21 protein-coding genes are annotated in these 22,533 nt (G+C 46.2%); 15 read left to right on the top strand and 6 right to left on the bottom strand.

All coding sequences use genetic code 11. The features are described 5' to 3' along the window. On the top strand, nucleotides 1-598 hold a 598-nt coding region (locus JOD82_RS28290), incomplete at its 5' end, for a hypothetical protein (RefSeq protein WP_245249168.1). Between the two features lie 130 nt (nucleotides 599-728). On the opposite strand, the gene JOD82_RS28295 is transcribed toward JOD82_RS28290, so the two are convergent. Next, complete coding sequence (locus JOD82_RS28295; protein ID WP_069012380.1) at nucleotides 729-2,258, bottom strand: glycosyltransferase; 1,530 nt, start codon at nucleotides 2,256-2,258, stop codon at nucleotides 729-731. Between the two features lie 242 nt (nucleotides 2,259-2,500). Between JOD82_RS28295 and JOD82_RS28300 the strand changes: the two genes are divergently transcribed. The 10 genes from JOD82_RS28300 to JOD82_RS28345 all read left to right on the top strand — a co-directional run bounded on the left by JOD82_RS28300 (nucleotide 2,501) and on the right by JOD82_RS28345 (nucleotide 14,499). Continuing rightward, the gene (locus JOD82_RS28300; RefSeq protein WP_029518455.1) at nucleotides 2,501-3,367 is read left to right on the top strand and encodes a glycosyltransferase family 2 protein; all 867 of its coding nucleotides are present in this window, start codon (nucleotides 2,501-2,503) and stop codon (nucleotides 3,365-3,367) included. Nucleotides 3,368-3,401: 34 nt separating this feature from the next. Next, nucleotides 3,402-4,541, top strand: a complete 1,140-nt coding sequence (locus JOD82_RS28305; protein ID WP_029518454.1) for a DegT/DnrJ/EryC1/StrS family aminotransferase — start codon at nucleotides 3,402-3,404, stop codon at nucleotides 4,539-4,541. After that, entirely contained in the window at nucleotides 4,538-5,179 is a 642-nt protein-coding gene (locus tag JOD82_RS28310; protein ID WP_039275128.1) for an acetyltransferase, read from the top strand. The genes JOD82_RS28305 and JOD82_RS28310 overlap by 4 nt, the downstream gene beginning before the upstream one ends. 290 nt (nucleotides 5,180-5,469) lie before the next feature. After that, a complete protein-coding gene (locus JOD82_RS28315; protein ID WP_029518452.1) occupies nucleotides 5,470-7,539 on the top strand; it encodes a bifunctional rhamnulose-1-phosphate aldolase/short-chain dehydrogenase in 2,070 nt (689 codons plus the stop codon). A 242-nt stretch (nucleotides 7,540-7,781) separates the two neighbouring features. After that, nucleotides 7,782-9,002: an L-rhamnose isomerase gene (gene rhaI, locus JOD82_RS28320; protein WP_209950361.1), complete on the top strand. Its 1,221-nt coding sequence runs from the start codon at nucleotides 7,782-7,784 to the stop codon at nucleotides 9,000-9,002. Then, a complete protein-coding gene (gene rhaB, locus JOD82_RS28325; RefSeq protein WP_209950362.1) occupies nucleotides 8,999-10,474 on the top strand; it encodes a rhamnulokinase in 1,476 nt (491 codons plus the stop codon). The genes rhaI and rhaB overlap by 4 nt, the downstream gene beginning before the upstream one ends. A gap of 20 nt (nucleotides 10,475-10,494) precedes the next feature. After that, nucleotides 10,495-11,253 carry a DeoR/GlpR family DNA-binding transcription regulator gene (locus JOD82_RS28330; protein ID WP_029518449.1) on the top strand — a complete coding sequence of 253 codons (759 nt, stop codon included), beginning with the start codon at nucleotides 10,495-10,497 and terminating at the stop codon, nucleotides 11,251-11,253. 252 nt (nucleotides 11,254-11,505) lie between these two features. Beyond that, nucleotides 11,506-12,234 (top strand): (Fe-S)-binding protein, encoded by a 729-nt coding sequence (locus tag JOD82_RS28335; RefSeq protein ID WP_029518448.1) that lies wholly within the window; start codon nucleotides 11,506-11,508, stop codon nucleotides 12,232-12,234. Then, the gene (locus JOD82_RS28340) at nucleotides 12,231-13,751 is read left to right on the top strand and encodes a LutB/LldF family L-lactate oxidation iron-sulfur protein (protein ID WP_209950363.1); all 1,521 of its coding nucleotides are present in this window, start codon (nucleotides 12,231-12,233) and stop codon (nucleotides 13,749-13,751) included. The genes JOD82_RS28335 and JOD82_RS28340 overlap by 4 nt, the downstream gene beginning before the upstream one ends. Beyond that, nucleotides 13,744-14,499, top strand: a complete 756-nt coding sequence (locus tag JOD82_RS28345) for a LutC/YkgG family protein (protein ID WP_029518446.1) — start codon at nucleotides 13,744-13,746, stop codon at nucleotides 14,497-14,499. The genes JOD82_RS28340 and JOD82_RS28345 overlap by 8 nt, the downstream gene beginning before the upstream one ends. A gap of 12 nt (nucleotides 14,500-14,511) precedes the next feature. On the opposite strand, the gene JOD82_RS28350 is transcribed toward JOD82_RS28345, so the two are convergent. From JOD82_RS28350 to JOD82_RS28365, 4 genes are all read right to left on the bottom strand, one after another. Beyond that, the gene (locus tag JOD82_RS28350; RefSeq protein WP_069012375.1) at nucleotides 14,512-15,618 is read right to left on the bottom strand and encodes a sensor histidine kinase; all 1,107 of its coding nucleotides are present in this window, start codon (nucleotides 15,616-15,618) and stop codon (nucleotides 14,512-14,514) included. A 15-nt stretch (nucleotides 15,619-15,633) separates the two neighbouring features. Beyond that, nucleotides 15,634-16,335, bottom strand: a complete 702-nt coding sequence (locus JOD82_RS28355) for a response regulator transcription factor (RefSeq protein WP_029518444.1) — start codon at nucleotides 16,333-16,335, stop codon at nucleotides 15,634-15,636. Nucleotides 16,336-16,445: 110 nt separating this feature from the next. Further along, entirely contained in the window at nucleotides 16,446-17,636 is a 1,191-nt protein-coding gene (locus tag JOD82_RS28360) for an acyltransferase (RefSeq protein ID WP_069012374.1), read from the bottom strand. 223 nt (nucleotides 17,637-17,859) lie between these two features. Next, nucleotides 17,860-18,285 carry a CHRD domain-containing protein gene (locus tag JOD82_RS28365; protein ID WP_023988435.1) on the bottom strand — a complete coding sequence of 142 codons (426 nt, stop codon included), beginning with the start codon at nucleotides 18,283-18,285 and terminating at the stop codon, nucleotides 17,860-17,862. A 168-nt stretch (nucleotides 18,286-18,453) separates the two neighbouring features. Between JOD82_RS28365 and JOD82_RS28370 the strand changes: the two genes are divergently transcribed. The 3 genes from JOD82_RS28370 (at nucleotide 18,454) to JOD82_RS28380 (ending at nucleotide 20,703) form a co-directional block, all read left to right on the top strand. Then, entirely contained in the window at nucleotides 18,454-18,876 is a 423-nt protein-coding gene (locus JOD82_RS28370; RefSeq protein WP_029518442.1) for a hypothetical protein, read from the top strand. 227 nt (nucleotides 18,877-19,103) lie between these two features. Next, nucleotides 19,104-20,264 (top strand): rhamnogalacturonan acetylesterase, encoded by a 1,161-nt coding sequence (locus JOD82_RS28375; RefSeq protein ID WP_209950364.1) that lies wholly within the window; start codon nucleotides 19,104-19,106, stop codon nucleotides 20,262-20,264. A 115-nt stretch (nucleotides 20,265-20,379) separates the two neighbouring features. Continuing rightward, nucleotides 20,380-20,703, top strand: coding sequence for an MGMT family protein (locus tag JOD82_RS28380; protein WP_069012373.1), 324 nt, complete (start codon nucleotides 20,380-20,382; stop codon nucleotides 20,701-20,703). Between the two features lie 155 nt (nucleotides 20,704-20,858). Here the strand turns inward: JOD82_RS28380 and JOD82_RS28385 are convergent, their stop codons facing one another. Next, nucleotides 20,859-21,047: a hypothetical protein gene (locus JOD82_RS28385; protein WP_013370989.1), complete on the bottom strand. Its 189-nt coding sequence runs from the start codon at nucleotides 21,045-21,047 to the stop codon at nucleotides 20,859-20,861. Nucleotides 21,048-21,366: 319 nt separating this feature from the next. On the opposite strand from JOD82_RS28385, the gene JOD82_RS28390 reads away from it, so the two are divergent. Then, nucleotides 21,367-22,530, top strand: a complete 1,164-nt coding sequence (locus tag JOD82_RS28390; RefSeq protein WP_069012372.1) for a TolC family protein — start codon at nucleotides 21,367-21,369, stop codon at nucleotides 22,528-22,530. Nucleotides 22,531-22,533 lie beyond the last annotated feature (3 nt).

A 22,533-nucleotide genomic window follows, 5' to 3' on the forward strand; every position in this document is an offset into this window, starting at 1 on the left:
GGCGACCAAGGACCACAGGGTGTTCAAGGAGTTCAAGGCGACCAAGGACCTCAGGGCGTACAAGGTGACCAAGGACCTCAGGGAGTTCAAGGCGTCCAAGGCGACCAAGGACCTCAAGGAGTTCAAGGACCTCAAGGAGTCCAAGGCGATCAAGGACCTCAGGGTGTTCAGGGCGTACAAGGCGACCAAGGACCTCAAGGAGTTCAAGGCGTGCAAGGCGACCAAGGACCTCAGGGAGTTCAAGGTGACCAAGGACCACAGGGAGTTCAAGGTGATCAAGGACCTCAAGGAGTCCAAGGTGACCAAGGACCTCAAGGAGTTCAAGGAGACCAAGGACCTCAGGGTGTTCAGGGCGTACAAGGAGACCAAGGCCCTCAAGGAGTCCAAGGCGATCAGGGACCTCAAGGAGTCCAAGGCGATCAAGGCCCTCAGGGAGTTCAAGGCGTACAAGGAGACCAAGGACCTCAAGGAGTCCAAGGCGATCAAGGCCCTCAGGGTGTTCAAGGACCGCAAGGTGACCAAGGACCAGCTTAAGGTCAAGGTATATTTAGAGGACTCAAAAGTTATTTATAACTTTTGGGTTCTTTTTTTGTCTTAAGTTCATGTTTGCAGTCCTGCTGTAACAAAAAAAACCTTTGTCGAAGTCTCATGGAAATGATTCAGAGAGACTTCGACAAAGGTATTGGAAAATAATTGTTGGCTAATATTCTAATCAGCCTTGTTGTAATTTACGGCAACACAACCACTTTCTCTTTGCAGGACGCAATAAATTTTCCATATTGAATACAAGTTTCTAATGAATCATTTGGCTCCATAGGCCACCATCGTATGGCTCCCCTGGGAGCTTTGGAGGCATAGGTTTCGATTTCTGATGGAATTCGACCTACAACCACAATTTCGATCTCCCTAAAGTTGTTTTCAATGCCCTTTTGGAGCGTTTTAATTAATTGGGTGTGCTCTATTTCAGGACAGGAATGGGGGATAGGGAACAATATCGAGAATTTAGAAGTATCTTCTTGAATAACGTGAGCAGATTTCCGGGCAGGATCATCCGTAGAAGTCTCCCATATACGACGATAAGGCAATTGCTGTGGTAAATCGAGTTCTTTCAGTCTCATTTGTATCCTTTGAAAATAGCATCTATTTAGTTCCCCTACAAGAACCTGAATCTGCTTATTTCTTAGGAATGTAGTGTTATTCCCATGTTCGTTACGATATTGGATATATATCAAATCGGGGATGTTTGCAAATTTAGTGCAAAGAAACGTCCGGACCAGCATATCGTAATCATCTGCAACCAGTAGTTCATTGCGATGTCCCCCGATCAGATGATAACAGTCCCTTGTCCACGCACGGGGATGATTGGGTAAACCGACCAAATGTCGAATGGTTTTGCCATTAATGGTCGTATGTTTTTGTACATTTTGCCATCTGTTCATTTCATGCAGCCAGACTCGATAATGAACACTGTAGCCAAAGCCACAATCCCAGCCATACCAATGTGCATGATTGCTCCCTGCATACACTTCAGCACAATCCCCATAAACAAAGCCACAGTCAGGGTTTTGTTGAAATGCTTTGACGATTTTCTCCAGGCAGTCAGGAGTTAGCTCATCATCATGATCGACTTCTACCAAAATTTCCCCTGTACATAGACCTGCTGCAAACCTTTTGATAGCCCCTATATAACCATTGCGGGAATCCTGGCGATATCTCCGCACACGGTGATCCTCTAAAGGGAGTAAATACTCCTTGTACGTTTCATCTTCATCACCGGAATCATCCACGATTACCCATTCCCAGTTCTTGTAGGTCTGCTTCAATAAAGATTGATAAGGTCGTTGAATTTTTTCCTTTGATCTGTAGCTGGCAGTAAAGACGGATATTAAAGGTGTGTTTGAAGAAAAATGTGTAGGAGGAATCGTTCTATTCTCCGGAAGAGGATCTGTTGCCTTAAGCCAGCAGAAAAATAAATGCATAGGTTGAATTTCGTCAGGTGATTGGAAGTGTAACCAGCGTTTTTTTTCGTGACCAGGCAATGCTTTTAGTGCTGAAAATTCTCCCCACTCTTCTCCGATCGAGACGTAAACCCGAGGTTTTTGGAGGCTATTGTCTATAAGTGGCTGATCAGCCTCATACAAGTTTATTGTAATGTTATTTTCTTCCAATCTATCTATCAATTCTTTTACATGATCCTTTAAAACCTTCTTCGATACAAATAAATGAGTTGTCAGTAGCGGAGTGAAATTCAATGACATGATCATTCCCCTTTACCAGTTTCGAACATCAACGAGAGGGAGGTGCCGTTCAGACGTAAGCTATTGTTTTTATTGAAACAACCATTTTCCTGGCATCATTTTATTTCCCAGTAGTATATATGTATGTGTATGTGTATGTGTTCGGGGATGTGAGAAAAATACCAGCCCATATGAACATAGCGAATAAACCGTTTGAAACCTCCGTCGTAAACACCGAAGCATTAAAGAAAGGTGGAGTAAGTGTGGAATGCCCATTAGTAAGTGTAGTTATACCTGCATATAACCGGCCGCATACACTAAAAATCGCCATCGACAGTGTATTGGAACAAACTTACCCGAACATCGAAATTATTATCTGTGATGACAGTACAACGAATGAAGTACAAGAAATGATTGATTCTTATTTAGATTCTTTTCCCCAAGTTAAATATTATAAAAATGATAAAAATCTTTTTCTTGGAAATTGGCATAAATGTTTTGATTTGGCATCAGGTGAATATATCAATTACTTGATGGATGACGATATGTTTCATAAAGAAAAAATAGCAAGGATGCTCTATTTTTTTGAAAATTTTGAAAACATCACACTGGTTACCTCGTATCGGCAAACCATGAATGAATTAGGGGCTATTCTCCCACCGCTCTATGCAACGGAAAAGTTATACGAAGAAACAAGGATAATGGACGGAAGAATGTTGGCAAACGTTGCATTAACTCGTTGTTTAAATGTGATTGGTGAACCTACAACAGTGTTTTTCAAAAAAACAGATCTTATCGAACGGTTTGGAGTTTATAAAGGGAAACAGTATTCTCTTCTTAATGATTTAGCTTCCTGGTTGAACTTACTATCCAAAGGAAAAGCAGTTTATATTCCTGAAGCGCTAAGCTATTTTCGAATACATCCCAATCAAAATAATCAAACGCTTGGTCAAAATGCGTTCACGGAATGGTTAGATATTATGATTGCCTCGAGAGATGATGGATTTCTTGATACCAACGATTTGTTTAAAACTGCACTTCATTCTTATCATGAACGTATAAAAGGCCGTCCACAATTTGTTGCAGATATCAAGCGAATTGAAATGATATTAAAAACATTGGAATCCTAACTTGCTCATCCCATGTGCAAAGGAGGCTTGGCTTATGTTTGAAATTCCCTTCTTACGACCTAGTTTAGTAAAAAAGGAACGATTTATTGCTAATTTTGAGAAAATAGAAGAGACGCGAATTTACTCCAATTATGGCCCCTTAAATAACCTGTTTGAAGAGCGGGTCATTGCGCAAGTGTTTAATGGAATCGGTTCGGCTGTGACTGTTAGTAACGCTACCATCGGCTTGATTTTGGCTATCGCTCACAGCAAGCGACCACAGGGCAAATATGCAGTTATGCCAAGTTTTACTTTTGCTGCCACCCCACTTGCTGCTGAGTGGTGCGGGTTAGAACCCTATTTCCTTGACATTGAACCGGAGAATTGGCAAATGAATAGGGAGCAGTTAGAGCAGGCAGTCAAGCTGCTGGGAGATGAGATTGCGGTAATCGTTCCTTATGCCACTTTCGGTACAGCCATTGATTTGTCTGTATACAATAAGCTGCAGGAGCAAGGAATTCCGGTAGTCATTGATGCTGCTGCCAGTTTTGGGACTATATCTCCCGAGGAAGCCACCCATTTTGGTAAAGGCTTTGGAGGGGCCGTAGTATTCAGCTTTCATGCCACCAAATCTTTTGGTATCGGAGAGGGTGGATTGGTATACAGTTTGGACCAGGATCTCATTAAGCGAATTCGTCAGGCGGGGAATTTCGGTTTCTCCAGCAGCAGGGAGTCTGTCACCCAAGGTCTTAACAGTAAGATATCCGAGTATACCGCTGCTATCGCTTTAGCTACTCTCGATCACTTCAAAACTGTACGGGAGAATAGAAGGACGATCTACGAATATTATCTTCAAGAACTGCTCCAAGCAGACTTATTAGAACGAGGATGGTCTGTACAAAAAACACAAGGATCGGTTGTCCATCAATTTATCCCTATTCTTAGTCCGGATTCACACACGAATCAAGAGGTCGTTAAGTTATTAGCCTCTAATTCAATAGAAGCCAGAACCTATTTTTCTCCGGCGTGCCATCAGCAGAAGCAGTTCCAAAGTTATCCCCGGTCTACTCTTCATGTTACCGAGCATATTACCAAACATATTGTCAGCCTGCCCTTGTGGGAGGAACTGGATGAGATTATCGTTCGAAGAATTGTAAATGTTCTAAGAAGCTTGGGAAGAGAGACAGCCAGATGAGGAAACTCGTGATTTGGGGATCGGGCGGACATGCCAGGGAAATTAACTGGTTATGTGAAGAGTTAGGAGTTCGAGTGATAGGATTCTTAGACGAACGGCCTGAGACGAAAGGGCAGATCGTAAATGGGGTTCCTGTACTGGGGACGTTGACCGACATTAAAGCGTTAAAATATGAGGTGGAACTGATATGTGCGGGAGTGGGTGACCCAGCATTAAAGAAACGATTCGCTTATCATACAATTCAATCGGGATTTCGTATCGCAGCCCCGCTAATACATCCGCGTGTTCGTTTGTCTCGAAGAAACACCATTGGAGAGGGAAGTATGATCTTTGAAGGGGCTGTCCTGTCGGACAATATTAAGATCGGACAGCATGTGATTATCAATCGGAGTGTTAACGTGAGTCATGATGCGGTTATTGGCGATTATATAACCATAGCCCCTGGTGTGAATTTGGCAGGTAACGTAACCATAGATGAGGGGGCCTATATCGGCGTCGGTGTCTCGGTACGGGAGAGATGTCACATTGGTTGTTGGTCTATGATAGGTGGAGGTGCCTTTGTTAAAGATGATATACCCAGCTTTACCATGGCTGCAGGGGTACCAGCAGTCGTTAAAAAACGACTTGATATTCCCTGAGTAGTCTTTCTTTGGACGGAGCGTATTCGATTTGTAGTAATATGCTTGGCAATGAAGTGATTTACCTACCAAAAGGCCGTGCCGGAAAAGGTTCTCATAACCTGATCCCGGCGCGGCTTTTGATTAATGTACACATTTTACAGATGGATAAAAATTAAAATTTATTTTTGATTATTTTTGTATTGCTTATTTTCAAATCAAAACAAAAGTGTTATAGTCTCCATAAATAAAGAATAACCACTGTAATAAAGCCTTTCAAAACTAAAACTAAACTTGGAGGTCTTTTTCCTATGGTACAAAGTCTGTGGAATTCTTCACAAGCATCTGAGCAAAAAAACACGCTGGAACAGCTCGTATACCGTTCTAACCTGATTGGCACAGATAGGAGTGTGTGCAACTGGGGAGGCGGCAATACTTCGGCCAAAACAACGATACAGGATTTCCGCGGACGTGAAGTGGAAGTGATGTACGTCAAGGGCAGCGGTTCAGATCTTGCAACAATGAAAGCGCATAACTTTACAGGGCTTCGTATGGAGGATATTCGTCCTTTATTTGAAAGAGAAGATATGTCTGACGAGGATATGGTCGCATATTTGGCGAACTGTATGATAGATGCCAAGCATCCACGGGCTTCAATTGAGACGCTATTGCATGCTTTTCTGCCTTTTAGACATGTCGATCATACACACCCGGACGCGATTATTAGCTTGTGCTGTGCGCACAACGGTAAGGAAATCGCTAAGGAAATTTTCGGTGACAGTTTTGTATGGGTGCCTTATATCCGTCCTGGATTTAAGCTGTCGAAAATGATTGCCCAAGGTGTACTCGATCATCCACAAGCTGAATTGGTATTGATGGAAAAGCATGGTCTGGTTACGTGGGGAGACACATCCGAAGCGGCTTATGCCAAAACGATCGATATCATCCAAGAAGCAGAAAGCTATATTAAAGCTCGTCAAGAGGAAAAGCAGGCGTTTGGAGGAACAAAATATAAAGCGCTTACTTATGAAGGACGCCGTAGCATTGCATCTCAAGTTATGCCGTCGATTCGGGGAGCGGTCAGTGATGAGAAAAAGATGATTTTAACCTTTGATGATGCAGAAGATGTGTTGGAGTTTGTGAACGGCCGGGATTCTGCTGCTTTATCCCAGGTCGGGGCTGCGTGCCCGGATCATCTGGTCCATACCAAGATGAAGCCACTCTATGTAGATTGGACACCGGATGTGGAGGATGTAGAGGGCTTGAAAGTTAAGCTTGCCGAGGGTATAGCAGCTTATAAGGAGCAGTATCAAGCTTATTTCGAGCGCAATCGGCTTGAAGGGGATGTTATGTTTGAGGCTGCGCCACGTGTAATTTTGGTTCCGGGTGTTGGTATGATCAACACAGGTAAAAGCTGGAGCAATGCGCAGGTAAGCGGTGCTCTGTACCATCGGGCTATTGCTGTTATGCGAGGGGCAACGACGTTAGGAGAGTTTGTTTCACTCAGTGAGAACGAGTCATATAACGTGGAATATTGGCCGCTGGAGCTTTATAAGCTGTCACTCGCGCCAGCAGAAGTTGAATTTTCCCGTAAAATTGCGTTCATTACAGGTGGTGCAGGCGGAATTGGCAGTGCAACCGCACGTCGTTTGGTGGATGAAGGCGCACATGTCGTACTGGCAGACCTGAATCTGGAAGGCGCGCAAAAGGTAGCCGCAGAGATCAATAGTAGCTACGGAGAAAACTGTGCCATTGCCGTAAAAATGGATGTGACGCAGGAGGAGCAAATTCAGGCTGCCTATGCAGAAACGGCATTGACCTATGGCGGTGTAGATATCATCGTCAACAATGCAGGCCTTGCTACATCCAGTCCGTTCGATGAAACATCGTTAAAGGAATGGAATTTAAATGTGAATGTGCTGGGAACGGGTTATTTTCTGGTTGCACGAGAAGCGTTCAAGCTCATGAAGGAGCAGACACTTGGCGGCAGCATGGTGTTCGTCGGCTCCAAAAACTCGGTCTACGCAGGTAAAAATGTAACGGCCTACAGCTCGGTCAAGGCGCTTGAAGCGCACTTAGCCCGTTGTATTGCCGCAGAAGGTGGTGAATATGGTATCCGTGTGAACACCATTTTGCCGGATGCCATTCTGCAAGGCTCGGCAATCTGGAACTCCAACTGGCGTAATGAACGCGCCACTGCCTACGGCATTGAGCCCGACCAGCTGGAGGAGCATTACCGCAAACGGACGACGCTGCTGGTCAATATTTACCCGCAGGATATCGCTGAGGGCATTGCCTTTTTCGCCTCATCCAAGGCAGAGAAAACGACAGGTTGTATGCTGACCATCGACGGCGGCGTCCCCGCTGCCTTTACACGCTAGCCGAATTAAAATGAACCTGGGTAAGCGATAGACTCATTTCAACGGCTCAACACTTAGGATTATAACGAACTAATTTAATGTACTAATCTATTTCACTAATCCAAGCCACATGTTATACACACACTAACACTTTAAAAATAGAAGTGACTTTATGGGTGGTCAGCAGCGGAGCGATCGGAAGAACAATCCGTACGCGAAGCGATCTCCCATAACTCACTTCATTTTTCCAAGGAGGAACCATGATGAGTGACAAAGCGTACGCCTTATTCGAGGAACAACAGCAACAACGAGGCATTGACCTGGAGCGAGTAAAGGCAAGGCTGAAAGCGCTTAGCATAGAAACACCATCCTGGGGATATGGCGACTCAGGTACACGATTTAAAGTCTTTCAGAAAACGGGCGTGCCGCGTGATCCGTTCGAAAAGTTGGAGGATGCGGCGCAGGTTCATGCCGTGACAGGCTTATGTCCATCCGTTGCCATTCACATTCCATGGGATAAAGTAGACAATTACGGCAAGCTTCGCAGTCATGCGGAAAGTCTCGGTCTGCGGATTGGGGCCGTGAATCCTAATCTGTTTCAAGACGAGGACTACATGCTCGGCAGTGTCACCAATGTAGACCCGGCCATCCGCCGCAAGGCCATCAACCATTTGCTAGAATGCGTAGATATTGCGAAGGAAACGGGCTCGAACGATTTTAGCTTATGGTTCGCAGACGGAACGAATTATCCCGGTCAGGGGGACATTCGCAAACGGAAAAATTGGATGCTGGAAGCGCTCAGTGAAATGTATAAGGCGCTCACATCTGACATGCGCATGCTGATTGAATACAAGGCGTTCGAGCCAGCCTTTTATCATACGGATATTGCCGATTGGGGCATGGCGTATAATTACGCAACCAAGCTGGGGCCGCAGGCACAGGTGCTGGTGGATACTGGGCATCATCTGCCGGGAGCCAACGTGGAGCATATTGTGGCGTTTCTAATTGATGAGAAGCGATTAGGTGGTTTTCATTTTAATAGCTACAAATATGCGGATGATGATCTGATCGTGGGCTCCGCGAATCCGTATGAACTGTTCTTGATTTTTTATCAAATTTTAAATGCGGCTCAGGATGTGGATAAAGATATTCGGCATACGGTGGACAAAATTGCTTATTTGATCGATCAGTCGCACAATATTGAGCAAAAAATTCCGGCGATGATTCGTTCGGTGCTGAATGTGCAGACTCAATATGCGAAAGCGCTCCTAATTAATCATGCAGAAGTGGAGGAAGCATCGAGCCGCCAGAATGTGCTGGGTGCGGAGGATGCTGTGCGACAAGCGTTTGAGTTTGATGTGGCACCATTGCTCAGAGCGATCCGTGAAGAGCAAGGCTTACCAGCAGACCCGATGAAAGCTTACTTAGCGTCTGAGTATGGCACGCAGATTTTGCAAAGAGGCAAGGGTGGTGCAAGCTGGTGAGTATCCTCGCTTATGATTTGGGGGCAAGCAGTGGCAGGGTTCTACTCGGAGAATTGACGGATTCACGTATAGTGGTGGAGGAAATCCATCGCTTTTCGAATGATCCGGTCAAGGTTGGGGAACATCTGCACTGGGATCTGTTGCGTCTGTATCACGAGGTTCAGCAAGGATTGATCAAAGCCAAGCATAGGGGAGTGAATCCATCCAGTCTTGCGATTGACTCCTGGGCGGTCGATTTTGGACTGATCGGAGAAACTGGAGAATTGCTGGGCAACCCTTATCATTATCGGGATTGGCACACCCATGGGGTAATGGAAGAAGTACAGGAACGGCTGGGAAAAGAGTTTATTTTCCAGCGCACAGGCATTCAGTTTTTGACGTTTAATACCATTTATCAGCTGGCTGCTATGCGAAATGCGAGTTCACCGTTGCTGGAGCAGGCAAAGCATTTCTTGATGATTCCAGATCTGCTACGGTATTTTCTGACAGGTGAAATGTACAATGAGTTTTCCAATGTGACCAGCACGCAATTATATAATCCGTTGCAGCAAAAATGGGATGATGAGCTTTTGTCTGGAATCAACATTCCTCATTCCTGGTTTGGTGAGGTGCTGGAGCCAGGAAATGTTGCAGGAACGATCCGCTCGTCGGTTATGAACGATTTGGGCATTGGAGCGATTCCTGTGATTGCAGTAGCAGAGCACGATACGGGATCTGCTGTGGCTGCCGTGCCTGCGCTGGAGCGCTCGTTTGCGTACTTGAGCTGTGGAACATGGTCTCTGATGGGAACGGAAACGGCACAGCCTGTAATCAATGACGATACGCTTCGTTTTAATTTTACGAACGAAGGTGGGGTCAGTCGAACTTACAGGCTGCTTAAAAACATCATGGGCTTATGGATTTTACAGGAGGCGCGTAGGGAGTGGGAACGGCAGGGGTACTCCTATTCCTTCCCTGAACTGGTTCATATGGCAGAACAGGCTCCAGCATTCACTTCTTTGATTGATCCGGACGATGAACTATTTCTGCACGCCGGGGATATGAGAACACGAATTCGCCAATATTGCCGCAATACCCGACAGCCATTGCCCGAGACGCCGGGAGAAATCACGCGTTGTATTTTGGAGAGTCTGGCGTTAAAGTACCGTTACATTTTGGAGCTTACAGAACAGGTGTCAGGACAACGGTTTAATGGTTTACATATGGTCGGAGGAGGGATTCAAAATCGCTTGTTGTGCCAATGGACGGCCAATTCGATTCAAAAACCAGTGTGGGCGGGACCTGCAGAAGCGAGCGCAATCGGCAATCTTGCGGTACAATGGATGACACAGGGAAAGTTCGCCGATATATGGGAAGCCCGCCGGGTCATCGCGAATTCTATTTCCGTGGAGGAATATGAGCCTGCCGAATCAGAAGCGTGGGAGGATGCCTATGGGCAATTCCGGCGGGTAGCGGGACTTTTTGTACATTAAAGATGTGGAGTGAGATTGCCATGCTGGTCGCAGAAAGATATGAGATGATTGTGCAGCTCGTGAATGAAAAAGGAAGCATACGAGTGTCCGAATTGAGTGAGTTGTGCAAAGTAACGGAGGAAACGATTCGCCGTGATCTGGACCGTCTGGAGCAGGCGGGACGACTGCGCCGTTCGCATGGGGGAGCGGTCAGTGTCAAAAACGAGCAGCCTGAAACGCCCTATGCGGTACGGGAAATTATGAACGCAGAGGAAAAGCGCAGAATTGCCGAAGAAGCAGTCAAGCAGATTCAGCCGAATGATCGTATTTTGCTGGATGCCAGCACAACCGCCTGGTATATGGCCTCAAGTTTACCGGATATTCCTTTGACAATATTAACGAATTCGATTCGGGTAGCTACAGAGCTGGCGGGTAAGGAAAAAATCGAGGTCATTTCGACGGGGGGGCAGTTGCTTCAACGCTCGCTGTCATTTGTAGGCCCGCTCGCAGAGCGTTCCCTGGAAACCTATTATGTGGATAAATTGTTTTTCTCCAGCCAGGGGGTTCATCTGGATCGCGGTATTAGTGAATCGAATGAACTGCAAGCTCGTTTGAAGCAGAAAATGGTCAGCATTGCAGACCGTGTGATTTTACTGGCCGATGCGAGCAAATTTGGGCAACAGGCGTTTACGCATGTCGTGAACCTGTCGCAGGTATCCGAGATTATTACGGATTCGAGGTTGTCGGATCCGATTCGCAGTCAACTTGCGGAGCAGGCTATTCCAGTTACGGTTGTGTGAATTTAAAAATGTCGAGGTGGAGAGTGTCGCTCCGCGTTTCATTTGCTCTTACGCTCGCTGTTGCAGTGGGATTCTTTGATGATGTAAAACACGTTTAGGTGAGAATCCCACTGCAAGCTTATGCTTACGTAGAGAGCTTTCCTTTGGAAAGCTTTTAGGCAAACGCTGACGCTTCTCCAGATTCAAATGAACCGATCCGCTGGTATCCTCTATAAAGTAATAGCTATTCCATAGACGTAAGGGGTGTTCCGTATGAAGGTATCTTTATTTATTACTTGCCTGAGTGATGCGATTTATCCCAAGGTGGGGGAAGCGATGGCATGCTTGCTTTCCAGATATGGTGTTCAGCTGGATTTTCCGAAGGTACAGACATGCTGCGGACAGCCGTCCTATAACAGCGGCTATTGGGATGAAACGAGGGTTGCTGCCAAAACAATTCTGAAAGCGTTTAACGACAGCGATTTTGTCGTATCTCCTTCCGGTTCCTGTACATATATGATTCATCATTACCCTGAGTTGTTTAAGGATGAGCCCGAATGGCTCGATTCAGCACGGAGGCTGGAACAAAAGACGTATGAGTTTACGCAATTTATGGTACAGGTGCTTGGCGTGACCGATGTGGGCGCGTCTTTTCCGCATACAGTAACCTATCATCCGTCTTGCCATGGCACACGTTTGCTCGGCGTGAAGGAGGAACCGATGAAGATGCTTGGCAGTGTAAAGGGGCTGCAATTAGTACCACTTCCCTTTGCTGAGGACTGCTGTGGCTTTGGTGGGACTTTCGCGGTGAAAATGCCAGATATTTCGGGAGCGATGGTGACTGAAAAAGTGGACCATATCAGGGAGACCGAAGCCGAGGTACTGGTCGGACTAGATATGGCCTGCTTGATGAACATTGCCGGAAATCTTCGGTATCGGGAGGAGCCAGTTCGGGTCATGCATCTGGCTGAGCTGCTGTACGAAGGGGTGAAGCACGCATGACCGTCGTACACTCACATTCCATGAACCAAAAGGTCAAAAAACGTGCAGAGCTGGCCCTAAATAATGATTTTCTGCGGAATGCAGTTCGTTTCACTACAGAGCGTTTGCGTAACGGAAAGCAGGTGGCTTCAGAGCAACACGGAAATTGGGAAGAATGGCGTGAACGGGGCCGTCAAATTCGTCTGCATACCATTGCCCATCTGGACTATTACTTAAATCTATTTGTAGAAAATGCCCGTGCCAACGGGGTGCATATCCATTTTGCCGATACAGCAGCCGATGCCGTACGTATTACCCTGGATATTGCTGCACATAGTCAATCCCGTTCCGTCGTCAAATCCAAGTCGATGGTGTCGGAGGAGTTACATTTGAATCAGGCGCTGGAGGGTGCGGATATCGAGACGATTGAAAGTGACCTCGGTGAATATATTATTCAACTGGCAGGAGAGCCCCCGTCTCATATCGTCATTCCGGCGATTCACAAAAACCGCTTTCAGATTGCCGAACTGTTATCCCAAGAAGCAGGTGAGAAACTGTCCGCGGATACGACGATTTTGGCGGGCTTTGTCCGCAAAAAGCTGCGTGAGAAGTTTCTAGAAGCGGATATTGGCATGACGGGCTGTAATTTCGCCATCGCCGAGACAGGCTCCATGGTCCTGTTTGAAAATGAAGGGAACGCACGGATGGTATCCACTCTGCCCAAAACCCAAATTACGCTGATGGGCATGGAGCGGATTATTCCATCCTGGACGGATTTGGAGGTGATGGCTACATTATTGCCACGATCCGCTACGGGGCAGAAGCTGACCATGTATATGTCTGGTATTTCAGGCCCTCGGCGCAGCCAAGATGCCGATGGGCCTGACGAAATGCACATCATCATCGTAGATAACGGACGTTCACTACAGCTGGGCAATCCCGAGTTTCAAGAGTTGCTGAATTGCATTCGCTGTGGTGCTTGCCTGAATGCCTGTCCGGTGTACCGACACATTGGCGGGCACGCGTATGGCGGGACATATAGTGGCCCTATCGGTGCGGTGCTTACGCCTGCCCTTCATAGCAACATCGAAGAGTGGAACGATATTGCGAGTGCGTCCAGTCTGTGTGGTGCGTGCTATGAAGCCTGTCCGGTCAAAATACCGCTGCATGATATGCTGGTATATTTGCGCAGACGCAAGGTGGAGGCGGGACAAGGAGATAAGCTGGAAACGGCAGGGATGAAAGGTTTTGCGACCGTAGTTTCCAACTCGAAGCGATTCGCAGTGGCGATTCGGCTAGGGCAGATCGCCCAGAAAGCGATCGTCCGTAAAGGTGAAATTACCTTGAAGCTGGGCCCGTTAAAAGGCTGGAATACGTACCGTGTGGCTCCCTCTCTGGCGAAAAAATCCTTCCGTCAGCAATGGAACACGCTGGAGCATAAGCTGGAGCAGGAACGCAACGTGATGCAGCCGGATGTTCTCAGCCGAATGGAGAAGATTTTGGCAGATAGAAGTAAAGGAGGGACGCAGCATGAGTGAGCATAGTAATCCTTCTGCGCAAGCAAAAGCGGCCCATGAAGCGTGGCTTCATCAAATGGAAGAAGAATCCCGTGCCAAGCAGGTACGCTTTATGGACGGCATCGCGACGCGGCTCAAGCGTCCACGACAGACGGAGCCGCCAGTTCAGCCGTTTCGCGGGGCACCTGCATTTTGGTACGAATTCGATTGGAGCGCGGAGCGGCGCATCGAGGAGTTCACTGCTAACTTTACAAGTGTTGGCGGGCATGTCGTGCGTCTGCCGAATTTGGAGCAGACCGCAGACTGGATCGCGTGCAAAGCGCGAGAGCTGGGAGCGGCCTATATCGTCCGGCAGAATGAGCCGGACCTGGATGCGCTCCAGCTGGAATCGGCACTGCCGCAAGTCCGTTTATCGGTGTGGAACACCGATCCAGTCGAGGATTGGAAGGCCCGCGCCGCTGAGGCGGATATCGGCATCGTCATCGCCGACGAAGCGGCTGCTTACACCGGCTCGGTAGCGGTGCTATCCTCGCCGGAGAAAGGCCGTGCGGTCAGCCTTTTGCCAACCGCACTGATCATTCTTCTGCCAGTAGAGCGCTTGCGAACACGACTGGGCGAGATTCTAAGCCGCTTTGACGAAGTCGGGCGTGAGCAACTGCCTGCAGGCATTCATTTTATTACTGGACCAAGCCGCTCGTCGGATATTGAAAATGATTTGACGATCGGTGTACACGGGCCAGGTATCGTCTATACGTTGTTAGTGGGCTAGCGTGTAGACCGCCTAACGAGCATGATAGAGGGGAAAACGGGTTTCAAAATCTGTTTGTCTGCGATTACTCCTAACCGAAATGCGGCCATTGTGCAGCTCGGTAATACTTTTTGTAATCGCAAGGCCCAGCCCGGTGCCTCCAGTTTCCTTGGAACGTGATTTGTCCACCCGGTAAAACCGTTCAAACAAGTACGGGACATCTTCCGCAGGAATTGGGGTGCCGTAGTTGGTGCAGATTACCACCGCCTCGTCGTCTTCGCGTCCTATGGTGATATCAAGGCGTTTGCCGTCTTTTCCGTATCGAATAGCGTTGGAAAACAAATTTTCATACAGGCGTACCATCTCGTCGGTATCGGCTAGAATCCGAACAGGCTCGACGATTCGGACACGGTAGGACATGTCTGCCTGTTCCAGAGAGGGTACAAATTCCTCAGCAAGCTGAGTGAGCAATTTGCCGAGATCTACAGGCTCCAGCTCCAGTGGCAGGCTGCCACCGCTCACACGCGTGTATTCAAACAGCTCGTCGATCAGCTTCTTAAGCGTCAATGACTTTTCATAAGCAATGTTCACATAATAGCGCAGCTCAATTTCATCCCGATAGCGGTCGGTTTCAATATATTCCAAAAAACCGATCACGGATGTTAGCGGGGTACGAAGATCATGGGATACGCCAGTGATCAGGTCGTTTTTGGCCTTGGCAGAAGCCCGTTCTTCTTCCAGCGAGAGACGGAGCTTGTCCGCCATGGTGTTCATATTTTTCGCCAAGGTACCCAGCTCGTCCGCTGAAGAAACAGGAATCGTATAGGACAGGTCTCCGTCAGCAAACTCCTGCATCCCCGTCGTAATTTCGCGAAGGTAACCAATCGTATTTTTGGTAAAAAGGAAAAAGAAATAGATATATGTAGGTAGCCCGCCTACCAGCATGATCAGTGGGGACCCAATGTGATTTACGGTCCAGCGAACCAGACGAGTGCCAAAAAATGAACGGGAAGGATTCAGCCATAGTAGCAAAGATGCTCCATAATAAGACACCATCAAAATCAGTCCAGTTAGAGCGAAAGCGGCAAGGCTAAGGGCTGCCAGTTTCCATCCCAACGTATCATATCGTTTTGCCTTCAAGACGTGAATCCTCCATTAATCGAATTTTTCCATTTTGTAGCCGATGCCCCACACCGTTTTTAGATATTTGGGTTTTCTCGGATCAGCCTCAATTTTCTCGCGAATTTTACGCACATGAACCATCAGCGTGTTGTTGGATTCCAGATATTGCTCCTTCCACACTTTTTCATAGATCTGCTCCATGCTCAGCACTTGACCACGATTACGGGCCAACAGCTCGACAATGGCAAATTCTCGTGGGGTCAGCTTAATGGATTCTCCGGCGAGAGTGACCTCATGCGTAGCAGAATTAATGGAGAGTTCATCCAGTATCATTTCATGCTCCGATACAGGGGAGGAATGGGTATATTTCCGTACTCTACGCAGCTGGGATTTAATGCGTGCCACCAGTTCCAACGGGCTGAACGGCTTAGTGACGTAATCATCGGCCCCAACGCTGAGTCCTGTGATTTTGTCCATATCTTGTCCCTTCGCAGACAACATAATAATCGGAAAATGCTCGGTTTCCCTGATCTTCATGCAAGCTTCAACCCCGTCCATATTGGGCATCATCACATCAAGCACCATCACATCTATCGATTCCCGACTGATTTGCTCCAGAGCTTCCAGTCCGTCTCGTGCCATAAGCAGTCGATATCCTTCATTTTCCAAATAAATTTGCATCAGCTTAATAATTTCAGGCTCATCGTCTACTAATAAAATGGTTCCGTTATGCATGGCCCGTGCACCCTTTCTGTTCTTTCCAGCAGTATACAATATGGCGTATTATATACTTTTTTAAAGATGGAGGCTATGGACACTCTTCTCAGTTCGCTTGCTTGGGGACGTCAGCCTTTGGATAGTGCTGTTTCAGTTGAAGAAATACGGTTTTCTTGCTTGAATTGTCTTTTTTCTATTCCCGGTAGTTGACCGAACAGGATCCAAGCAAATGGTAGGAAACGGGAGATGGTAGACACGACGAGCCAAGAGCAAAGAAGTGCAAAGAAAAAACCTCCAGCGTACCACACATGAATAAGCTGCGGAGAACCGATATGTGGTGAAAACTGCCGATACAGAAGCAGGAAAAACGGATGAATCAGATACACACCAAAGGACAGTGTGCCCAGACGTTCCAGCTTGCGAGTGACAAAGGAATGTTGTCGTCTATACATTAAAAAGGAAATCTGTAGTATTACCAGCGTGCTGGACAGGCTGTACATATTATACATAAGTTCGAAAACTAGCGAATTATACGAGATTCCGTACATTCTATTTTCGCACCACATATAGACATGCATGGTGGCTGAAATCAGCCATAAAGCCCAAATTGTGATCCATGTCAGCACTCCGGCAACACTTCGTTGCCCCTTACGCATCAGAAACCACGTTTTCAGCTGTGGGTAGTAATAACCTAGAGCAGCACCCAGCATGTAACAGGCTACATAAGACAGTGCCCAACTGCCCTTATTTTGCACCTGAAATAGAAATTTATTGCCAATTACAAATGACCACTGTAGCAACAGCCCAAGGACAATAGACCATTGTGGAAGTTGCCGATATCGCTGGAACAGCCACAGTACGAATGGAAATGCAAGATAGAATTGCATCATGATAAAAATATAATATAAATGGGTATACGCTTTGCCTGTCGCCAGCTTCAGAGCAAAGCTTTTCGCAAGTGTGGCTATATTCCATGGTTCGGAGCTGCTAGCCATAAGAGACAGGAAGAAATAAAATAGGGAGAACATGACGTAAGGTAAGAGAATATACAGCAATCTCTGCTTATAAAAGCGACTTAAGAACTGTCGTCCCATTGGACGATCCTTGTAGTTGTAGAACAGTACCATGCTGCTAAGCGCGATAAATACGGGGGTTCCATACTTCATCAACACATTGAGCGCATTGTATACAACATATAGGCTGGAATTTGTAAGCTGAACCGTTGCATAAGAAGTGGCATGTACCATCAAGACGGCTAAAATCGCCATGGCTCTGACCAACTGCAATTCGGGAATTTTTTCTTTGGTCGTAGGCTTCATAAGCTTCATTTCCTTTCAGGAGTGAACTGTATCTTGTTGAACTCTTTCTATTAAAAGATAAAGTTCTTAACAACCCTAAAGGGAACGGCTTAAGAAACGCTTATGAACTTCTTAACTTTTGTTAAGAATTGAGGATTTTGCAAAAATCCTGAATTAAGAAAAGAACTTCCATAGCCTCAAAATGAGTGGTATGGAAGTTCTTTTTTATACTCATGATTATTCGTTATTTGCAACGTTTGATAGGTGCGCGTCTAATTTGTCCACGAATAGCACCATTCGGATGACGGATCGTGTGGACATTGACGTAGGCATTACCCTCTCTAATTTGGCACACCAAATCATAAATGGTTCTGCCTCTGAGTGGACCGGTAAGATCACATGCACGGAGCACGCCGCTAACGACGCCTCTTCTAACGGTTATTCCAAACTTCGAAGGACCAAACAGTGTAGCAACAACAGGGCCATTTTCACCTCTTCGTCCCAGATGAATATGCGCTTCGGTTACCCGTGAGATATTGCGTACAGTCAGTTCAAAGCTTAATTGTTGGCTCGTTGGACGGTAACGAAATTCGGCTGTTCCTGTCGCATTTGTTCTGACAGGAGGCACTTCATTAGCCCCCCTTAAGGTGGCTCTAAACTTATTAGACATGACATCCCTCCTTTCTCAGTGTTGGTTTAGTGTATTCACAGGGCTAGAGAAGGGGCTGCACATTAGCCTATTCATCAGAAGTTGTGTGTTTTACAAGTTATTCAGTCCAAGCACAAAACAAACTTTTTCATAGTCTATGAGTATCTGATAGAGAGAGGAGGAGAAACCATGGGAACATTTATTGATGGGAGAACATCCCAGAATGCTTCGACAGCCAACTCTATTGCCATTCCGATCACTCTTATAAATACGCCTCAATTGTTCGGGCAGATCGGGTTAAACACACTGGGAGCTACAGGTACGCCACGGGTTTTGCTTAAAGGAACTATATCGCTTCAACTTCCGCTTGCTTTAGTCGGAATAACGATCACTATTGTAAGAGGTACCCTGGTTACTGACCCTGTTGTTTATTCGGCCACGTCAACTTTTAGTTTGAGTTTGTTGGCTCCACAGGTTATTGCATTCTCAGCCGATGACTTTAACCCGCCGATTACGGAACAATTGGTGTACACTGCTTTTGTTTCAGCTAACCTGCTGGGTACAATACGTGTAGGTCCAGAGAGCTTTGACGGAATTTTGGTTGCGGATTAATGTAGTAATTTTGATATGACGAAATATCGCTTCATGAGGCTTCGCAGATGTAACTGCGAAGCTTTTTTGTGTACAAGACAAGTTTCAAGCTTAACGATTAAACTACTTTTCTTTTGCATAAGAATTACACAGGCATAACCCTGCAACAATGGGTAGAATTTTATGTATGCGCTTACAGTAAATATCCATTGCTTCGTACAATTAAAAATCTGGAGGAGGAATGAAGAATGGTGTGGAAAAAAGGATTGACTCATATGCTTTTAGCAGCTTTTTTATGTGGTGCAACAGGTGTGGGCATAGCTCTCCCGGCCCAGGCATCCGCTGGCGAGTACAAGTTTGATTTTGGCGGAGGTACGGTCGAAACGGGTTATACCGGAGTGAGCGCTTCGCTGTCTTATGACTTAGCACGTGGCTATGGCTTTCGTACCCCTGAGAATATGCGTAATGTCAGTGCTTCGGGGACTGGAGTGGCAAGTGATGCGGTACGTTTCCTGGTTACAGGTACGAAAAGCGAGAATACTTTTGATGTTGATCTTCCTCCTGGTTTGTATGAGGTGTCGGTTACTTTAGGAGATACCTCTCGTTCGAGTATTGCAGCTGAAGGGGTGTATCAGGTCATAAATATGACAGGGAATGGGGCCAAGGATCGCTTTCAAATTCCAGTAACAGACGGACAACTAAATCTGCTGGTTACTGAAGGCAAAGAGGGGGCGATCTTCACACTCAGTGCAATGGAAATCAGGCAATTATCTAGCAATCCGGTTACGAATCGAACAATTTATATCGGTGGGGATTCTACGGTATGTAACTATTATCCGCTGGATAGCAGCGTGCAGGCGGGATGGGGTCAACTGCTGCCAGAGTTTGTGAACACGAATACTTTTCAAATTCGCAATATGGCGTCAGGAGGCCAAATTGCTAGAGGCTTCCATCAGGACGGTCAGTTGGAGGCCATCGTCCAATATATTAAGCCGGGGGATTATTTTATTCTCCAATTGGGCATTAATGACACCAATCCAAAGCATAACGAAAGCGAAGCAGAGTTTAAGGACTGGATGCGGGATATGATCCGGCAGGCGAAGGCTAAGGGGGCGACGGTAATCCTGTCAACTCCGCAAGGACGAGCCACTGACTTTAATGCTAACAATGTACACAACGCAGAAAATAGATGGTATAGAAGTGCTATTTTGGCGCTGGCTCAAGAGGAACAAACGCCTTTAGTCGACCTGAATGTTCTTAGCTCAGCTTATTTTACTTCTATTGGTAAAGTCGCTACACTGGCTTTGTACATGAACGGTGATACACTCCATCCAAACTATGAAGGTGCAAGGGAACTGGCACGATTGGTAGCACAGGATTTAAAAAGGCAGGGTCTGAGCGGATTCTAAATTTAAACGATGGGTTTTCCCCTGTTTCTTACATTTGTAGGAGCAGGGGTTTTTAGCATCTGTTCAGGGTGCTATAATTATTGAAAAAGCAATAGTAATACGGAGGAATTAGAACATGCAGCCTTTCACTGCCCGTGTGCTTCAAATTATACTGTTGATCCCTGAGGGAAAAGTAATGACTTACGGTCAAATTGCGGCAGAGGCCGGAAGCCCAAGAGGTGCCAGACAGGTGGTGCGGATTTTGCATACATTGAGCCAAAAACACCAGCTTCCTTGGCATAGAGTAGTCAACCGTTTGGGGGAGATTGCTTTGCAGGAGGATGAGTCCGCATCCCTGCAGCGTCTGTATTTGGAGGAGGAAGGCATACGGTTTAATGAAAACGGGCGCATTCCACTGGATCAATATCTCTATGATCCGCAGGCAGAGATGGAAGAATAGGCGCGGAACAAGCTATGCGGTTTTATATTAAATTTGATCATCATAAAGAACCGGGACAAGTCAATTAACGATTTGTCCCGGTCTTTTTCATCTAGCATACGAAGCAGATAACTAGAGGTAATCTGTTATTTATAGCATAAGATTCATTTGTCATTTTATCCGATAAGATGCTGCTGATCCCGTTGGGCAAGGTGAAAAGAAATGCTGTTCATCAGTGGTATATCGTTATTTTTCCGGGCTTCCCGGATGAGTTGTTTCTTTTTTTGTTCTGATTCACGTAAAAAGCGGGTCATCCACAAATCAGACGGTTCGTTAGTGGTTGTCATACGAGATTCTTTTATCATCTATTAACCCTCCCAGTGAGCGGCTGTTATTCTTTCTCTAGTATATGTTCCAAACCTTAATAGATGCTGTTGGTTTCCTTAAAATTAGCTGAAAATTAGGTAAAGTTAAGGTAAAAATAGGTTGAATCCATATCTGATTGGACGAAAAGTAGTATAAAGCGAGTAATCTGGAAGTAAAGGTTACAAAAATGTATTGTTTTGACACCTTGTACCAACACAAACCTGAAAGTACAATTAGAATGCAAAGAGTTTGTGGAAATTTATGTCGAAAAAAACGGAAAAGATTCGAAGAATGCACCGAAAGGGGAGAGATTCATCTATGAAGCAAAAAGCGGCTGCCGTGCTGCTTGTATTGTCATTATCATCAGGCTTGGCCTCCACAGTACAGGCTGAGAGTTTATCAGGAAATGTAGCATCAAGTACGTCAGTTAAACCTTCTGCTGCGGCTCCATCGAAGACATCATCCATAACGGGTCAGGCTTTACCTACATTGACACTCAAGCAGGCCGCGGAATGGGCACAGACGAACAGTTACAATACACGTACCGCCGAACGGGACGTAGAGCGTCGCAGAATGGAACTGAAAAATGCAGAAAAGGACCTGGGCAATTCACCTGTCGATTTTATAGACAATGAGTATGTTGATGATGAAACGTCATGGAGAAATTACAGTTCCTCGACGCTATCTTATTTAGCCAGCAAAAAGCAGGCGCAGTTCGCCAAAGACCAGATTTATTTTAATGTGATGAAAAGCTATCAAAGTGTGTTCGTGGCAGAGAATCAGGTGAAAAATGATCTAGAAGCGCTTGAAATCGCCCAAGCGGAGGAAAAGATTGCACTTGCCAAATTTGCGCGCGGAAAGCTGTCTGAGTATGCGAAAAACGAGAGTACACAGGCCGGAAGCCAAGCTCAGCAAACCGTAGAGCAGGGGAAAATTGCGTTGCAAAAATCCAGGGATGCCCTGAACTTCCTCATGGGACAGCCTAATGGAACAGCTTATGAATTGGTCGATCGACCCGTGTACAAGGAACCGAAGAAGCTGGATATCGAATTACATATACAACAGCTGACAGACATGAATCCAAATTTATGGAAGCTGGAGGATAGCATCAAAACTTCGGAGCTTAATGTGAGATATTTCGATTTTAACAATGGTGCTGGTGCTTATGATCTAGCTAAAATGGATGTCGATACGGCTAAGGAGGAACTCGACAAAGGTCAAAAGGATTTTGCCGAATCTCTCCGTAATTTGTATGCCACAGTTAAGGAAAATCAAAAGAAATACGTACAACTGGAAGAAAGCTTGCGTACAGCAAAAGAGGCCTTGGAATTATCACGCAAAAAGTGGGCCAGAGGTCTAATTATTGAGATGGAATTGAAAAATAATCAGTTGAAAGTGAACCAGATTGAACGGCAAATGGAAGAGCTTGCGATCGAGTTGGATCAAAATGAGTATACGTTGAACAAGCCATGGAGCACATAGGGA

It is taken from the genome of Paenibacillus sp. 1182 (assembly GCF_017833915.1).
In the GTDB taxonomy this organism is placed as follows: domain Bacteria; phylum Bacillota; class Bacilli; order Paenibacillales; family Paenibacillaceae; genus Paenibacillus; species Paenibacillus polymyxa_D.

Bases quoted from the DNA above. Each gene is read 5' to 3' on its own strand.
- JOD82_RS28295 (WP_069012380.1), bottom strand. From the start codon at position 2,258: ATGTCATTGAATTTCACTCCGCTACTGACAACTCATTTATTTGTATCG.
- JOD82_RS28305 (WP_029518454.1), top strand. From the start codon at position 3,402: ATGTTTGAAATTCCCTTCTTACGACCTAGTTTAGTAAAAAAGGAACGA.
- JOD82_RS28310 (WP_039275128.1), top strand. From the start codon at position 4,538: ATGAGGAAACTCGTGATTTGGGGATCGGGCGGACATGCCAGGGAAATT.
- JOD82_RS28315 (WP_029518452.1), top strand. From the start codon at position 5,470: ATGGTACAAAGTCTGTGGAATTCTTCACAAGCATCTGAGCAAAAAAAC.
- rhaI (WP_209950361.1), top strand. From the start codon at position 7,782: ATGAGTGACAAAGCGTACGCCTTATTCGAGGAACAACAGCAACAACGA.
- JOD82_RS28330 (WP_029518449.1), top strand. From the start codon at position 10,495: ATGCTGGTCGCAGAAAGATATGAGATGATTGTGCAGCTCGTGAATGAA.
- JOD82_RS28335 (WP_029518448.1), top strand. From the start codon at position 11,506: ATGAAGGTATCTTTATTTATTACTTGCCTGAGTGATGCGATTTATCCC.
- JOD82_RS28340 (WP_209950363.1), top strand. From the start codon at position 12,231: ATGACCGTCGTACACTCACATTCCATGAACCAAAAGGTCAAAAAACGT.
- JOD82_RS28345 (WP_029518446.1), top strand. From the start codon at position 13,744: ATGAGTGAGCATAGTAATCCTTCTGCGCAAGCAAAAGCGGCCCATGAA.
- JOD82_RS28355 (WP_029518444.1), bottom strand. From the start codon at position 16,335: ATGCATAACGGAACCATTTTATTAGTAGACGATGAGCCTGAAATTATT.
- JOD82_RS28360 (WP_069012374.1), bottom strand. From the start codon at position 17,636: ATGAAGCCTACGACCAAAGAAAAAATTCCCGAATTGCAGTTGGTCAGA.
- JOD82_RS28365 (WP_023988435.1), bottom strand. From the start codon at position 18,285: ATGTCTAATAAGTTTAGAGCCACCTTAAGGGGGGCTAATGAAGTGCCT.
- JOD82_RS28370 (WP_029518442.1), top strand. From the start codon at position 18,454: ATGGGAACATTTATTGATGGGAGAACATCCCAGAATGCTTCGACAGCC.
- JOD82_RS28375 (WP_209950364.1), top strand. From the start codon at position 19,104: ATGGTGTGGAAAAAAGGATTGACTCATATGCTTTTAGCAGCTTTTTTA.
- JOD82_RS28380 (WP_069012373.1), top strand. From the start codon at position 20,380: ATGCAGCCTTTCACTGCCCGTGTGCTTCAAATTATACTGTTGATCCCT.
- JOD82_RS28385 (WP_013370989.1), bottom strand. From the start codon at position 21,047: ATGATAAAAGAATCTCGTATGACAACCACTAACGAACCGTCTGATTTG.
- JOD82_RS28390 (WP_069012372.1), top strand. From the start codon at position 21,367: ATGAAGCAAAAAGCGGCTGCCGTGCTGCTTGTATTGTCATTATCATCA.